Origin of the sequence: Ruminococcus sp. RTP21358st1_G6_RTP21358_211008 (assembly GCF_040908885.1) — a bacterium.
Taxonomy (GTDB): Bacteria; Bacillota; Clostridia; order Lachnospirales; family Lachnospiraceae; genus Blautia_A; species Blautia_A faecis.
On sequence record NZ_JBDGDM010000035.1, the window covers coordinates 1 to 15068 of the forward strand.

Annotated in this window: 13 protein-coding genes, 1 tRNA gene and 1 pseudogene; 12 read left to right on the plus strand and 3 right to left on the minus strand. The window is 45.9% G+C overall.

Annotation, left to right across the window (positions count from 1 at the left end):
* Position 1 precedes the first annotated feature (1 nt).
* Positions 2 to 74 (plus strand) — tRNA-Gly (locus tag AB5Z12_RS13785).
* A 40-nt stretch (positions 75 to 114) separates the two neighbouring features.
* On the opposite strand, the gene AB5Z12_RS13790 is transcribed toward AB5Z12_RS13785, so the two are convergent.
* The 3 genes and pseudogenes from AB5Z12_RS13790 to AB5Z12_RS13800 form a co-directional block, all read right to left on the minus strand.
* Positions 115 to 333, minus strand: a complete 219-nt coding sequence (locus AB5Z12_RS13790; RefSeq protein WP_368368678.1) for a DUF378 domain-containing protein — start codon at positions 331 to 333, stop codon at positions 115 to 117.
* Positions 334 to 557: 224 nt separating this feature from the next.
* On the minus strand, positions 558 to 1667 hold the full coding sequence (locus AB5Z12_RS13795; RefSeq protein WP_226855531.1) for a DUF5067 domain-containing protein: 1110 nt from the start codon (positions 1665 to 1667) through the stop codon (positions 558 to 560).
* Positions 1649 to 1807, minus strand: a pseudogene (locus tag AB5Z12_RS13800) (DUF6783 domain-containing protein). Before AB5Z12_RS13800 ends, AB5Z12_RS13795 begins: the two are co-directional and overlap by 19 nt.
* Here AB5Z12_RS13800 and AB5Z12_RS13805 point away from each other — a divergent pair.
* The 11 genes from AB5Z12_RS13805 to AB5Z12_RS13855 all read left to right on the plus strand — a co-directional run bounded on the left by AB5Z12_RS13805 (position 1757) and on the right by AB5Z12_RS13855 (position 15062).
* Complete coding sequence (locus AB5Z12_RS13805; protein WP_308768502.1) at positions 1757 to 1879, plus strand: DUF6783 domain-containing protein; 123 nt, start codon at positions 1757 to 1759, stop codon at positions 1877 to 1879. The pseudogene AB5Z12_RS13800 and the gene AB5Z12_RS13805 overlap by 51 nt on opposite strands.
* 334 nt (positions 1880 to 2213) lie before the next feature.
* Positions 2214 to 3143 carry an alpha/beta fold hydrolase gene (locus tag AB5Z12_RS13810; protein WP_368368679.1) on the plus strand — a complete coding sequence of 310 codons (930 nt, stop codon included), beginning with the start codon at positions 2214 to 2216 and terminating at the stop codon, positions 3141 to 3143.
* 76 nt (positions 3144 to 3219) lie between these two features.
* Complete coding sequence (locus AB5Z12_RS13815; RefSeq protein ID WP_173716424.1) at positions 3220 to 3369, plus strand: hypothetical protein; 150 nt, start codon at positions 3220 to 3222, stop codon at positions 3367 to 3369.
* A gap of 380 nt (positions 3370 to 3749) precedes the next feature.
* The gene (locus AB5Z12_RS13820) at positions 3750 to 4694 is read left to right on the plus strand and encodes an ABC transporter permease (RefSeq protein ID WP_118579219.1); all 945 of its coding nucleotides are present in this window, start codon (positions 3750 to 3752) and stop codon (positions 4692 to 4694) included.
* A gap of 2 nt (positions 4695 to 4696) precedes the next feature.
* A complete protein-coding gene (locus AB5Z12_RS13825) occupies positions 4697 to 6055 on the plus strand; it encodes an ABC transporter permease (RefSeq protein ID WP_148462792.1) in 1359 nt (452 codons plus the stop codon).
* A 15-nt stretch (positions 6056 to 6070) separates the two neighbouring features.
* Positions 6071 to 7078 carry an ABC transporter ATP-binding protein gene (locus AB5Z12_RS13830; protein ID WP_118579216.1) on the plus strand — a complete coding sequence of 336 codons (1008 nt, stop codon included), beginning with the start codon at positions 6071 to 6073 and terminating at the stop codon, positions 7076 to 7078.
* A complete protein-coding gene (locus AB5Z12_RS13835) occupies positions 7079 to 8089 on the plus strand; it encodes an ABC transporter ATP-binding protein (protein ID WP_368368680.1) in 1011 nt (336 codons plus the stop codon). It begins immediately after the preceding gene.
* Between the two features lie 103 nt (positions 8090 to 8192).
* Positions 8193 to 9848 (plus strand): peptide ABC transporter substrate-binding protein, encoded by a 1656-nt coding sequence (locus tag AB5Z12_RS13840; protein ID WP_313720658.1) that lies wholly within the window; start codon positions 8193 to 8195, stop codon positions 9846 to 9848.
* 210 nt (positions 9849 to 10058) lie between these two features.
* Positions 10059 to 11585, plus strand: coding sequence for a 4-alpha-glucanotransferase (gene malQ, locus AB5Z12_RS13845; RefSeq protein ID WP_368368681.1), 1527 nt, complete (start codon positions 10059 to 10061; stop codon positions 11583 to 11585).
* A 1-nt stretch (position 11586) separates the two neighbouring features.
* Positions 11587 to 13320 (plus strand): ABC transporter ATP-binding protein, encoded by a 1734-nt coding sequence (locus tag AB5Z12_RS13850; RefSeq protein ID WP_195699920.1) that lies wholly within the window; start codon positions 11587 to 11589, stop codon positions 13318 to 13320.
* Positions 13320 to 15062: an ABC transporter ATP-binding protein gene (locus AB5Z12_RS13855; protein ID WP_187566229.1), complete on the plus strand. Its 1743-nt coding sequence runs from the start codon at positions 13320 to 13322 to the stop codon at positions 15060 to 15062. Before AB5Z12_RS13850 ends, AB5Z12_RS13855 begins: the two co-directional genes overlap by 1 nt.
* Positions 15063 to 15068: the final 6 nt, after the last annotated feature.

A 15068-nucleotide genomic window follows, 5' to 3' on the forward strand; every position in this document is an offset into this window, starting at 1 on the left:
TGCGATAGTGGCGTAGTTGGTAACGCGCGACCTTGCCAAGGTCGAGACCGCGGGTTCGAGCCCCGTCTATCGCTCTTTAAAAGCCAGGAATTAAGTTTCCTGGCTTTTTTTAACTTATGACGCATTATTTTCATTGGAGCAGAGCGTTCCATAGAAACTGAGCAGATACAGACCCGAAAGTCCGACCAGTGCGTAGATGATTCTGGAAATCCAGCTCATACTGCCAAAGATGAGAGCTACCAGGTTAAAGTTGAAGAACCCGATCAGTCCCCAGTTGATAGCGCCGATTATTGTAAGAGTCAGACAGAAACAATTTAAAAATTTATTTTCCATAAGTCACCATCCTTTCGTAACTATAGTGTTTCTTTTTATCGTGGAAATTATACGAAAAAGCCTGTATAAAATGTGGTAAAAGATGGAATTTTAGCAGCAAAAAACAGGGGGACTGTCTGAAACTGCAAAGAGAGACATAAAAATACGCGAAAGCCTTAAACGGAACTTTCGCGTATAAAAGATTTCATTGTGATTCCCATATGGTGATGTGCTGGTTGCTTCTTTTACTGGAGATTTAATGTCTGTGCTGCTGTAATTCCAGTATCCAGACCAAATGCGTCTGAAGCATGCAAGGTAACCGGGCTCATATCATTAAGGGAAAAAGCCTGACATACATTTACTGTTTCTCCTGGCTGGATTTCTTTCATAAATGCATCAACAGCCTCATCACTGTTTGCCGGAATAGCTGCTTCAAGAGCCGCATCATTCTGATAAGCGGTAAGATTTACATCTACCATAGCACTGGAAGAACTTTCTCCGTTATTTGTGTAGTCATAGTAGACGAGAAGGCAGGGCTCACCGCCAAAGTCTGTGGAAACTACATTTCTGGTATAGTGGATAGAGAAACGCTGGTTGGAAAGATCAATGGTTCCATCAGATGTGGCAGGCGTCTGGACCACAGAATCAGCTGGACCATCGGTTCCCTCTGCTGTGGAGTCGGAATCCGCCAGAGCCTGGCTGATCTCATCCTCTACACTTTTGAAATTGGCGGACATGATCTTTACTGTTTCATCATCAAGAGCTGTAACCTTCCATTGGCCGTTTACTTTGATCATAGGATAAACAATGTCTGTTTCACTGAATTTGTCTTCCAGGCTGGAGGCTTTTTCCATTAAAATAGAAGCAAGCTTGTCCTGGGTTTCCTGTTCCGTAAGACTCTCGCCGGAAAAGGCGCTGGAAACAATCTGACGAAGGAATTCGGTTACAGTTTCACGGTAGATATCAGATCCGTCTACATAGCGGATCCGCGCAGTGACTTCAGCAGTGCCGTCTTGAAAACTGAAACGTGTCTTTGTGATCTTCCAGGTCATTTTGGCATTGATGGATTTGAAGAAGCTTTCGTAGGTGGCGTTTCGCACATCTGCATTGTCAAGAGCGGAAAGATCGGCGCTCTGGAGCATACTTTCCATTGTGTCGAAATCAAGGCTCTGGATGCCGGTAAGATATTTATCCAATTCTTTGGCTGGCTGGCTGCGTTCGTAGAAATAGTAGCCAATGGTTGCGCCGGCGACAAGGATAAGAATAAGCAGAAGCAGAATGCGTCCGGCCTTTCCTTTTCTTTTTTTCTTCGGAACAGGGTGTTCATCTGGCATATTTAGTTGTTTTTCTTCCATGTTTCCTCCTTGTTAGGTTTAGAGCCTGTTTGAAAGATCATTCCCGCAATCTGCACGCCCCACTTTGCGGTATATTTTGCCCTCTTTCAGTGGTTGTAGCCCGCTACGCCTCCCTCAATCGGATAAAATCTCCCACAAATCGTGACGCATATATTGCAGAAATCCTTTTTCAAACATGCTCTGGCGATGTTTATGCTATTATAATTTCATAAACTGACCGTCTGTAAAAATTTAACATATAAATCCGTGTGACATCTTTTTTATTATAGTATACTCTTGGGAGAGTGTCAAAGTATTTACCGAGTGTTACTGTTCACTCCGTTCACAGTAACGCGCTTCGCAATGCACAGAAAAACGAACCTTCTTGTGACAAGCACAAGAAGTAGCGTTTGCTGCGCAAACTTAATTCTCGGGTTTTCTGTGAACTTTGTTCACAAAAAACACCTCGCGGAACGTTACTAGTCAGGTCGCGAACAGTAACCAGTAACTTTACGGATACCGGGTATTTATGTTAAGATAATAAAAAAGAAGAAAGGCGGAAAAACTATGGGTGCAAAGTATGAAGCTTATATAGAATCAGAGGCGGATGGACTTGATATTTCCGTTCTGGCAGTGGTTCCGGATGAGACACCGTACAAAGGAATCCTGCAGCTTGTTCATGGGATGAGCGAATACAAGGAGCGCTATCTTCCCTTTATGGAATACATGGCTAAAAAAGGCTATGTATGCGTGCTCCACGATCACCGTGGCCATGGGAAAAGTGTGCGGGCGCTGGATGACCTGGGATATATGTATGGCGGCGGCGCGGATGCGATCCTCAAGGACATTGAGGTGGTGAACCGGGAAATGCACCAGCAGCTTCCGGATCTGCCATTGATCTTATTCGGGCATAGTATGGGTTCGCTGGCCGTGCGCGCTTTTGCAAGAGATCATGATGACTGCATGGACATGCTGATCGTTTGTGGTTCTCCAAGCAAAAATGGGGCAAGATCTCTTGGAGAAGCAATTGCCCATATGGAAAGTGCTGTGTTTGGACCAGCCCACAAGAGTAAAGTTATCGAAACCCTTTCCTTTGCCGGAAATGTGATGCGCTTCCGCAAGGACAAAAACTGTACTTCCTGGATCTGTGCCAATAAGGCAGCAGCTCAGGAATACTCCGATTCTGAACTTTGTGGCTTTACGTTTACAGATGATGGCTATCTGGCACTTTTTGAGCTGATGAAGCGTGCTTACGACGTAAAGCACTGGCACTGCACCAGACCGAAAATGCCCGTGCTTTTTGTCAGTGGTTCTGATGATCCCTGTATGATCAACGTGCGTCATTTTGCAAAAGCAGTGCAGGATATGCGGCGCGCCGGTTATGTAGACGTGAAAGGCAAGCTGTATCCGGGAATGCGCCACGAAATTCTGAATGAGACAGACCGGAAGCGGGTTTATCATGACATTGCCTTCTATATAAAGAAAAAGGGTTTTTGAGAAAACATGTCCATTATGCATAATATGCTCTATTTTGCACATACTCACAGAAATACAGTGTGAAATGGAGAACTATATGAGAAAAAAAGGCTGGATTCTGCTGCTGGTTCTTCTGGGTGTGGCTTTTCTTATGAGCTGCGGCAAAGATACGGAGCCGGATGAAGCAAAAGGGGAACTGGTAAGAATTGAGAGAGAAGGATGCCAAGCTGGTATCCTTCTTTTTTGAATTGGAAAATAGATTGGTCCTGTACAGATTACAGGAATGATTTTTAAAACAGGCTCAAAAGTTTTTTTTAAACATGCTGTAGAGTTATGATAAACAATCTGCGCTTGTGAAACAAACAAATGTCTTTGTATAAAATACACAAAAAATATACCATAATAGCACTGAAAAATAGTACAAGCTTAAAAAATTGCACCGTTACCGTTCTAAAGTTTAAAATGTTACTTGAATAAAGCGAATTGAAATGCTATAATTTTTTTCATATATTATAAAAATGAACTCTGGTCAGAAATCAGTCTGATATGGGTGTGGCGTTTTTGACGGCATCGCTCATAAAGGAAACCGAAATAAATGTTTTCGACCGGAAAAAATAAGGAGGAAAAATGGGAAAGTATTTTGCAAAAAGACTTGGAATGGCGATTCTGACTATCTTTCTGGTAGCCTGTCTTACCTTCCTGCTGATGAATGCTGTACCTGGAAGCCCATGGCTCAGTGAAAAAACACCTTCTGAGACCACACTGGCTGCGCTGAATGCCAAATATGGACTGGATAAGCCGGTCTATGTACAGTTGTTTATGTATCTGAAAAATATTCTTCACGGTGACTTCGGTGTATCACTTAAGATGCAGAAGAACCGTGCAGTTCTTGACATTATCGTGGATATGTTCCCGGTATCTGCCAAGGTAGGTGCACTTGCACTTGCATGGGCGATTCTGGTGGGTGTACCTCTTGGCTGTCTTGCCGCATTTAAGAGAGGCAAGCTGACAGACAGCATTCTTCGTGTGATCTGTACACTTGGAATCTCCATGCCAAGCTTCGTTGTGGCATCTGTTCTTCTGGTAACCCTGACTGGAAACAATGCACTGAATCTGTTTCCGTCTATTTTTGATCCGTCGCAGGGATGGCGCGCCTATGTACTGCCATGCTTTGCCCTGGGCTTTTACCCAATGTGCTATACAGCACGTCAGACACGTTCTGCCATGCTGGATTCCTTAAGCCAGGAGTACATTAAGACAGCCCGCGCCAAAGGTCTGAAGAACAAAAAGATTATTTTCAAGCATGCTCTTAGAAATGCACTGATTCCGGTTATTACATACTTAGGACCGCAGGTGGCCTTTACTCTTTGTGGTGGTTTTGTTGTAGAGAGTGTATTCTCAATTCCAGGACTTGGACGTTACTTCGTACAGTCCATCCAGAACCGTGATTATCCGGTTATTATGGGAACTACCATTTTCCTGGCAGCATTTATTATTCTGATGAACCTGGTTGTAGACCTCCTTTATAAGGTTGCTGACCCGAGAATCAGCCTTGCGAAAGGAGGAGAATAATCGTGGCAGAAGATAAGAAGATTAAGAAATGTCCGGTGAGTCTTCAGCCGGATATTGAGAACCTCCTTCAGGATTTAAGTCCGGATGATTTTGCATCTGCGTCCCGACAGGAGAAGGATGATTTTATTCAGGACCGCCAGAGTGTTTCCTACTGGAAAGATGCCTGGAGAAGATTAAAGAAAAATGTGGTGGCTATGGTTGCACTTGGTGTGATCGTATTCCTGTTTTTATTTGCCTTTGTGGGCCCGCTTCTGATCCCATATGGTTATGACGAGTTTAACAAAGGTGCTGAGAACCTTTATCCCTATCACTACACACTGGAGGACACCCAGCGTGTGAACGACGAGATCGCTTCCAGAACCCAGTCCGATGTAGTGGATGTAGATGAAATGATCGCCCAGGCGAAAGCAGAAGCTGAGAAGAAGGGCGAGAAATTTACAAAGAAAGATGAAGCAGTTATCCGTGCAAAAGCAAAAGTAGCTGCAAAACCTTCAGAAGACTCTTCTGAGGAGCAGAGTGTAGATGAGGATTCCGTCCGCAAGGAGCTTGGAATCAAGAAACATATTTTCGGTTATTCCCAGGCAGAGCTTGAGCGCAAGGCAAATGGGGAAAAAGTATTCCCACATGTATTTGGTACTGACATGTATGGCCGTGATATTCTGGTCCGTGTTATGTATGGTGCCCGTGTTTCCATGTCTGTCGGCGTATTCGCAGCTATCCTGGTACTGGTGATCGGCGCCCTTTATGGTGCTATTTCCGGTTACTGTGGCGGCAAGGTGGACGCAGTGATGCAGCGTATTGTTGAACTTATTTATGCAGTTCCGGAGATGCTGGTTGTCCTTTTGATCGCAACTGCACTGAAACCAATCCTTACTGACTATGTGAATTCATCAGGAACCAGTCCTATGAAATCCTTTGTCAATGTACTTGGACCGAACCTGATCTCCATGTTTATTGCATTTGGTCTGTTATACTGGGTTACCATGAGTCGTATTATCCGTGGCCAGGTACTTCAGCTGAAACAGCAGGAATATGTAACCGCAGCAAGAGCACTTGGTGCATCTGGCGGCAGAATCATCCGCCGTCATCTGCTTCCAAACTGTATCGGACAGATCGTTGTTACTACCTGCCTGCAGATACCGTCTGCAATTTTCCTGGAATCCTTCTTATCCTACCTTGGAGTTGGTGTTTCTGCACCTCTTCCAAGCCTTGGATCCATGGCAACAGACGCACTTAGCGGTATGTACACTTATACTTACAGACTGATCGTACCTTCCGTGATCCTGAGCATTATGATCCTTGCATTCAACCTGTTTGGCGATGGACTTCGCGATGCTCTTGATCCGAAGCTGAAGAAATAAGAGAGGAGGAGAACAATGTCTGAACAGAAAAATAAATTGCTGGAAGTAAAAGACCTGAAAGTCTCCTTCTTTACCCCGGCCGGCGAGGTAAAAGCCGTTGGCGGTATCTCCTATGACCTTGATTATGGCGAAGTTATGGGAGTTGTTGGAGAATCTGGTTCTGGAAAGAGCCAGGAGGCATATTCTATTATGGGGCTTCTTCAGTCCCCAGGTAAAGTTATCGGAGGCTCCATTACCTTCGAGGGAAAGGATGTCCTTTCTTTTTCCAAGGAAGAGATGACTGCGTTCCGCGGAAACAAAGTAGCTATGATTTTCCAGAATCCCATGACCTGTCTGAATCCGGTTTACACCATCGGAAATCAGCTTGTGGAAGCTCTTCGTGCCCATGATAAGAAAATCAGCAAAGAAGAAGCCCAGAAACGTGCCATGGAAATGATGGAACTGGTTGGAATCAATAATGTGGAGAAGCGTATGAAGCAGTATCCACACGAGTTTTCCGGCGGTATGCGACAGCGTGTCATGATCGCTATGGGACTGATCTGCCATCCGCAGCTTCTGATCGCAGATGAGCCGACCACAGCCCTTGATGTTACCATTCAGGCACAGATCCTTGACTTGATGAAGGATCTTCAGAAAAAGACCGGAATGGGAATCATTTTCATCACACACAACCTTGGTGTTGTGGCAGATATCTGTGACAAGGTATCCGTTATGTATGCAGGTAAAATTGTGGAGCAGGGACCTGTAGATGACATTTTCTACGAGCCTGCACATCCATATACAAAGGGTCTTCTTCGTTCCATGCCCCGTGTTGATGCCGAGAGCTATGAAAGACTGATCCCAATCGAGGGAACCCCGGTTGATATGCTGAATCCGCCGGAAGGATGTCCGTTTGCTCCACGTTGTGAGCATTGCATGAAGATCTGTCTGAAGAAAATGCCTCCTTACGTGGAAGTGGGCGAGAAACATCGTTCCGCCTGCTGGCTTCGGGTTCAGGAGCTTATGAACAAGGAGGAGAAATAAATGGCAGAAGAAAAGAAGCTTCTTGAAATTGAGAATTTACGAAAATATTTTCCGGTAAATGGCATAAAAGGTCCGGGGGTACAGGCTGTACAGGATGTTTCCCTTTATATCAAAAAAGGTGAAACACTCGGTCTTGTAGGAGAGTCCGGATGTGGAAAGACCACACTGGGAAGAACGATTCTTCGCCTTTATGAGCCAACCGGAGGAAAGATTATTTATGATGGCGAAACCATTTACGACAATCCTCTGGCTAAAGACGGCAAACCTCTTGGAAAAGCCAAAGCTGCCAAAATGCTTCCCTACAGAAGAAAAATGCAGATCATTTTCCAGGATCCGTCCGCTTCCCTGGATCCTCGAATGACAGTTGGTGAGATCATTGGAGAGGCCATTGATATCCACAAGCTTGCAGCGAGTAAGAAAGACCGCGCTGACATGATCAAAGAGCTGCTGGCGCAGGTTGGATTAAATACAGAGCATGCAAACCGTTATCCACATGAGTTTTCCGGCGGTCAGCAGCAGCGTGTTGGTATTGCCCGCGCCCTTGCAGTAAAACCGGAGTTCATCGTCTGTGACGAGCCGATTTCCGCATTGGATGTTTCTATCCAGTCACAGGTGGTAAACATGCTGGAGGACATGCAGGAGCAGATGGGTCTGACTTATCTGTTCATTGCCCATGATCTTTCCGTTGTCCGTCATATTTCCAACAGAATCGGTGTTATGTATCTTGGCTCTCTTGTTGAGTTGGGCGAGAGCTATGAGCTGAACAGACATCCGATCCATCCATATACACAGACCCTGCTTTCCGCAGTTCCGGTTCCGGATCCAAAGCTGAGCCGGACAAGAAAGCGTATTATTCTGGAAGGAGACGTGCCAAGTCCTATGAATCCGCCAAGCGGATGCCGTTTCCACACCAGATGTCCATATGCCACTGAAAAGTGCAGCCAGGTAACTCCTGTGTTCAGAGAGCATGAGCCGGGCCACTGGGCAGCCTGCCATTTGCTGGACAAATAAAGGAAGTTTAGGTATTTCGTTCTTCTTCACGGAAGAGCTGATGAATACAAGCGTCGATTCTCATCTCTCATGCGGCGCAAAAAAGCATAAAGGAGGAAATGTAATGAGAAGAAAATTTATGTCTATGGCACTGACTGCAGCTATGGTATTAAGCATGGCAGCAACTCCTGTATTCGCCGAGGATACAGCATCTGACGAAGGATTCAACCTGAATCTTTGTATCGCATCTGAACCACAGACAATTGACCCTGCACTGAACTCCGCAGTTGATGGAGCTATCATGTGCAACCATATGTTCGAAGGTCTGGCTAAATGGGTAAATGATGGTGAAGGAAATGCTGTCACAGCTCCTGGACAGGCTGAGTCCTGGGAAAAGACCGAGAACGAAGATGGCACAGTTACTTACACTGTTAAACTTCGTGACGGCATCAAATGGTCTGATGGACAGGCGGTAACAGCTGGTGACTTCGTTTATGCATGGCAGCGTCTAGCAAATCCTGAGACAGCAGCAGATTACTGCTACATGATCGACATGGTAAAAGGATATGACGCAGTTGCTGACGGAAGTGCGGATCCAAGCACTCTTGGAATTACAGCAGTTGATGATCAGACTCTTCAGATCGATCTTACCTATGACTGCCCGTATTTCGAAGAAATCATGGCATTCCCGGCAACCTTCCCGGTTCGTCAGGATATGGTAGAGAGCAGTGACAACTGGACATTTGATCCAAGCACATACATTGGCAATGGACCATACAAAATGACAGAGTGGTCTCACAATGCTTACATCTCCATGGAGAAAAACGAGAACTACTATGACTATGAGAATCTTGGACCGGATACTATCAAGTTTACACTTCTTGATGACAACAACGCAATGCTCAAAGGTTACAACAACGGAGAGCTTGATTTCATCGAGAACCTTCCTGTAGACGAGATCCCGACCTACCTTGCTTCTGGCGAGCTTGAGATCGGTGACTATCTTGGAACTTACTATGTATGCTTCAACACAGAGGACGAAGTTTTCTCTGACCCTAACATCCGTAAAGCGTTCTCACTTGTAATCGACCGTAACTACATCGTAGAGAACGTTTCCCAGGCTGGTGAGGTTCCGGCTGACGGATATGTACCGAACGGTGTAAATGATGCAGCTGGTGCTGGTAGTGATGACTTCCGTACAGTAGGCGGTTCTTACTACAGCATTTCCGATGAGGATTATGAGGCTAACTGCGAAGAGGCCCGTCAGCTTCTTGCAGACGCTGGTTATCCGAACGGCGAAGGCTTCCCGACTGTAGAGTATCTGTACAACACAGCTGATAACCACAAGAAGATCGGTGAGGCTCTTCAGAACATGTGGCAGACAGAGCTTGGTGTAACTGTTAACTTGAACAACCAGGATTGGAACGTATTCCTTCAGAACAGAAAAGATGGTAACTTCCAGATCGCCCGTAACGGCTGGATCGCAGACTACAACGATCCTTGCTCATTCCTGGATATGTGGTACACAGACGGCGGTAACAACGACGCTCAGTACTCTAACCCAGACTATGATGCAGCTATCGATGCAGCAAAAGCTACTTCTGATCCGGAAGAGCGTATGAAAGCATTCCACGAAGCTGAGGATATCCTCATTGGACAGGACAGCGTACTTGCTCCAATCTACTTCTATACACAGCCATATATGCTCAATCCAGACATTGACGGCATGTACTACACACCACTTGGATACTTCTTCTTCGGTTATACAAGTAAGAAATAATCAAGTCAAAAGAATATAAGTCTTTTGGTATTACTTAAATGTGATGCAGAAGAAAATGACAGGCATTCGGAATTTTTCCGGGTGCCTGTTTTTTTGAGCAGCAACGAAAGCAGGATAAAATTTGCGAAGCTGTTTTATTCTGTTGACCGATTATGCATGATAGCGGTATAATAAGCAGATAATGGTTATTGAACCAGACAGGAGGAACATATGATGAGAGCCAGCGGTATTTTATTGCCTATATCCAGTATCCCTTCCAACTATGGAATCGGATGTTTTTCTAAAGAAGCTTACGCTTTTGTAGATCAGCTTGCAGAAGCGGGTCAGAAATACTGGCAGATCCTGCCACTTGGACCTACCGGATACGGGGATTCCCCTTACCAGTCTTTTTCCACATTTGCAGGAAATCCTTATTTCATTGATTTGGAGGAATTGATCCAGAGAGACCTTCTCACAGCAGCAGAATGTGCAGAATGTGACTGGGGCGGCAGCAAAAGCTATGTGGACTATGAGAAGGTTTATCTTTCCAGATTTTCCCTTCTTCGGAAGGCTTACAGACGTTTTTACCAGATGGATGGGAAAGAAAAGGAGCTTCAGCTGATCCGTGAGGAGATGGAAGCCTTTGAGAAAGAGCAGGGCTTCTGGCTTGCAGATTATTGTCTTTATATGGCAATAAAGGACAGCCTGGAGGGAATTTCCTGGAATCAGTGGCCGGAGGACTTAAAGACACGTAAGCCGGAGGCGCTTGCTAAGGCAAGAGAGGAGCTGAAGGAGGATATCAGCTTCTATGCCTTTCAGCAGTTCTGGTTCTACCGCCAGTGGAACCGGCTGAAGAAATATGCAAATGACAGAGGTATTAAGATCATCGGTGATCTTCCTATTTATGTGGCTTTTGATGGCGCAGATGCATGGGCGAACCCGGATCTGTTCCAGTTTGATGAGGAGGCTACACCGGCAGCAGTGGCAGGATGTCCTCCAGACGCTTTTTCCGCAACTGGTCAGCTGTGGGGAAATCCACTTTATAATTGGGAATATCATAAGAAAACAGGTTATAACTGGTGGATCCTTCGTATGACTCACTGTATGAAGCTGTACGACAAGGTCCGGATCGATCATTTCCGCGGTTTTGACGAGTACTGGTCAGTTCCCTATGGAGATGAGACCGCTGAGAATGGAAAGTGGGAAAAAGGTCCTGGAATAGAACTGTTCAAGGTCCTGGAGGAGAAAATTAAGGATCTGGATGTGATCGCAGAGGATCTGGGATTCCTTACAGACAGCGTCAGGGAGCTTCTGGCAGAATCCGGATATCCGGGTATGAAGGTGCTTCAGTTTGCCTTTGATGAAAGCGGCGAGAGCGTATATCTTCCTTTCCGATATGACAAAAACTGCATTGTATACACTGGAACCCACGACAATGAGACTACGAAGGGCTGGCTTGGGAACCTTACCCAGTCAAACAGAGCCTACGTGAACCAGTACACAGCCTGTGAGGAGAAGGACACAGATGAATGTGTATGGGGGCTTATCCGGGCGGCACAGTCCTCAGTAGCAGAAGTGTGCGTAGTACCTTTGCAGGATTATCTCTGTCTTGGAAATGAAGCGAGAATGAATACGCCTTCTACTTTGGGAGACAACTGGAAATGGCGTCTTACAAGAGGTCAGCTTACGGATGAGATCATTCACAGAATTAACGCCATGACCAGATTATACGGACGAATCCAGGAGAATAAGAAGTAAGATGAAGAGACTGATCAGATTTTTGAAGGGCTATGAGAAAGAAAGTTTTCTGGCTCCTTTGTTCAAAATGCTGGAGGCCACCTTTGAGCTGATCGTGCCTCTGGTTGTTGCCAGAATCATGGATATCGGCATTAAGAATCAGGACAATGTCTATATCTGGCACCAGTGTGTGATCATGGTACTGCTTGGAGTGATCGGCCTTGCATGTTCTCTGACTGCACAGTATTTTTCTGCAAAGGCAGCCATGGGATTCAGCACTGCCCTTCGCAAGGAGCTTTTTTCCCATATCAGCAGACTTTCTTACAGAGAACTGGATATGCTTGGAACTCCTACCCTTGTGACAAGGATCACCAATGATGTGAATCAGGCACAGACTGGTGTGAACATGGTGCTGCGTCTGTTCCTTCGTTCCCCTTTTATTGTTGTGGGTGCAGTGATCATGTCCTTTACCATTGATGTGAAGATTGGCCTGATCTTCCTGATTGCGGTTCCGGTGATCTCCATTGTAATTTACGGAATTATGCGCACAACAGTGCCAATTTACAAAAAGGCTCAGTCATTCCTGGACAGGATTTCCCTGATCACCAGAGAGAATCATGTGGGTGCCAGAGTAGTAAGGGCTTTTGGAAGACAGCAGGAAGAATATAAAGAATTTTCAGAAGTAAACGACGATTACACCAAGGTGCAGGTAAGAGCGGGAAAAATTTCCGCACTTCTGAATCCTGCCACTACGGTTATCATGAACTTTGCCATTATCGGAATCCTCTGGTATGGAAGCAAGGAAGTGTCTGTGGGTATTCTTACACAGGGGGAAGTGGTTGCCCTTGTAAACTATATGAACCAGATCCTGATCGCACTGATCGCTCTTGCAAACCTGATCGTGGCAGTGACAAAGGCTATGGCTTCCGGTGTGCGTCTGAATGAGGTGCTGGATACACAGCCGTCTCTCACGGATCAGGGCAATAGTGTTCAGAAAGAAAATGCAGGCGCTGCAAGAGTTGTCTTTGAAGATGTGAGCTTTACCTATGCAGGCAGCAAGGAGCCGGCGCTTTCCCATATTTCCTTTACGGCAAAACCAGGTGAGACCATCGGCATCATTGGTGGTACCGGATGTGGTAAATCCACTCTGGTCAATCTGATCCCACGCTTCTATGACGTAACTTCCGGTAATGTGGTAATTGATGGAAATAATGTAAAAGAATATCCATTTTCACAGCTTCGTAAAAAGGTGGGGATGGTACCACAACAGGCAGTTCTGTTTAAGGGAACCATCCGTGACAATATGAAATGGGGCAAAGAGGACGCTTCCGAAGAAGAAATCCAACGGGCTCTTTCCATTGCGCAGGCAAGTGGTTTTGTAAAAAGTAAGCCGGAGGGCTTAAATACCATGGTAAGTCAGGGCGGCGCCAATCTTTCCGGCGGACAGCGCCAGCGTCTTACCATAGCAAGAGCACTGGTGGGAGATCCGGAGATCCTGATCATGGATGACAGTGCTTCTGCCCTTGACTTTGCCACAGATGCGGCTCTTCGTCATGCCATTCATGAGCAGACAAAGGGAATGACTGTGTTTATCGTTTCCCAGAGAGCAACCTCCATCAAGCAGGCAGATAAGATCCTGGTTCTGGATGATGGTGAGCTGGCTGGTGTGGGAACACACAAAGAGCTTATGGAATCCTGTGAGGTCTACAGAGAAATCTGCCTGTCACAGCTTTCCGAACAGGAGGTGAACCGCTGATGGGAAGGAATAAAGAGACTATGAAGAGGGTACTGAAATTTATCAGCCCTTACAAAGCAAAAATTATCATTATGCTTCTGACAGCGCTTGTCACTGTTGGATTTACCCTGTATACACCCATTCTGATTGGTAATGGTGTAGATAATATCGTAGGTCCGGGAAATGTAAATACAGCCGGACTTTTGAAGGTACTTGGAGCTCTGGCTGTGATCGTTGTGGGAAATGCAGTTTCCCAGTGGGTGATGAACCTTCTTACCAATCAGGTTACCTACAGCGTGGTGCAGGATGTGCGAAGCCAGGCGTTTGCCCATCTTCAGGAGGTGCCGGTATCTTATATAGATGCCAATCAGCCAGGAGATATTTTAAGCCGTATTGTTTCTGATGTCAGTCAGTTTTCAGATGGTCTCCTTATGGGCTTTACCCAGCTGTTTACCGGTGTGCTGACCATCTTTGGAACCATTGGATTTATGCTTTCCATCAGTGTGAAGATCACAGTGATCGTTATTTTGCTCACTCCGATTTCCCTGTTCGTGGCAAGCTTTATCGCAGGCAGAACCTTCCGCATGTTTCAGGAGCAGTCCGAGAAGAGAGCGGAGATGACTTCTATTGTGGAAGAGCTTGTTGGAAATCAGAAGATCGTGCAGGCTTTTTCCTATGAGGAGAGAGCTAATGAAAGGTTTGGAAAAGTAAATGAAGAGCTTCGCGTCTGCGGAATCAAAGCGATTTTCTTTTCCTCTATTACAAACCCGTCCACACGCTTTGTAAATGGTCTTGTTTACACAGCAGTTGGAATTTTTGGTGCATTTACAGTAATTAAGGGCGGTATGACTGTGGGACAGCTGACCAGCTTCCTGAACTATGCAAATCAGTATACCAAGCCGTTTAATGAGATTTCCGGCGTTATCACAGAGCTGGAGAATGCGCTGGCATGTGCAAAACGTCTCTTTGACTTTATTGATACACCGGCACAGGAGCCAGATGCGCCAGATGCTTGGGAGCTGGAGAAAGCAGACGGCCGTGTAAGCGTGGAGAGTGTTTCCTTTTCTTACAGAAAAGAAGTTCCGCTTCTTACTGATATTTCCATTGACGTAAAACCTGGACAGAGGATCGCCATCGTCGGACCTACCGGATGCGGTAAGACCACTATGATCAACCTTCTTATGAGATTCTATGATGTAGATAAGGGACAGATTAAGGTAAGCGGTTATCCGGTAAGAGAGCTGACAAGAGACAGCCTGAGACGAAACTTTGGTATGGTGCTTCAGGAGACCTGGCTGAAGGCAGGAACCATCCGCGAGAACATTGCCTATGGAAAGCCGGATGCGACTTTGGAAGAGGTTATGGAGGCAGCTAAGCATGCACATGCCCACAGTTTTATCAAGCGTATGCCAAACGGCTATGATACCGTGATTTCAGAGGGAGGCGGAAATATTTCCCAGGGACAGAAGCAGCTTCTTTGCATTGCAAGGGTTATGCTGATGCACCCGGCTATGTTGATCCTGGATGAGGCCACTTCTTCCATTGATACCCGTACTGAGGTGAAGGTGCAGAAGGCTTTTGCAGAGTTGATGGAAGGAAGAACCAGCTTTATTGTAGCACATCGTCTTTCCACTATTCAGGAGGCAGATCTGATCCTGGTCATGAAGGACGGAAATATTATCGAGCAGGGCAGACATGAGGAATTGCTGGCGAAGAAGGGCTTTTATGCGAACTTGTATGAGAGTCAGTTTGCTATTTCATAAGGGGGA

Coding starts and splice junctions, on each gene's coding strand:
- AB5Z12_RS13790 (WP_368368678.1), bottom strand. CDS start 333: ATGGAAAATAAATTTTTAAATTGTTTCTGTCTGACTCTTACAATAATC.
- AB5Z12_RS13795 (WP_226855531.1), bottom strand. CDS start 1,667: ATGGAAGAAAAACAACTAAATATGCCAGATGAACACCCTGTTCCGAAG.
- AB5Z12_RS13810 (WP_368368679.1), top strand. CDS start 2,214: ATGGGTGCAAAGTATGAAGCTTATATAGAATCAGAGGCGGATGGACTT.
- AB5Z12_RS13815 (WP_173716424.1), top strand. CDS start 3,220: ATGAGAAAAAAAGGCTGGATTCTGCTGCTGGTTCTTCTGGGTGTGGCT.
- AB5Z12_RS13820 (WP_118579219.1), top strand. CDS start 3,750: ATGGGAAAGTATTTTGCAAAAAGACTTGGAATGGCGATTCTGACTATC.
- AB5Z12_RS13830 (WP_118579216.1), top strand. CDS start 6,071: ATGTCTGAACAGAAAAATAAATTGCTGGAAGTAAAAGACCTGAAAGTC.
- AB5Z12_RS13835 (WP_368368680.1), top strand. CDS start 7,079: ATGGCAGAAGAAAAGAAGCTTCTTGAAATTGAGAATTTACGAAAATAT.
- AB5Z12_RS13840 (WP_313720658.1), top strand. CDS start 8,193: ATGAGAAGAAAATTTATGTCTATGGCACTGACTGCAGCTATGGTATTA.
- malQ (WP_368368681.1), top strand. CDS start 10,059: ATGATGAGAGCCAGCGGTATTTTATTGCCTATATCCAGTATCCCTTCC.
- AB5Z12_RS13850 (WP_195699920.1), top strand. CDS start 11,587: ATGAAGAGACTGATCAGATTTTTGAAGGGCTATGAGAAAGAAAGTTTT.
- AB5Z12_RS13855 (WP_187566229.1), top strand. CDS start 13,320: ATGGGAAGGAATAAAGAGACTATGAAGAGGGTACTGAAATTTATCAGC.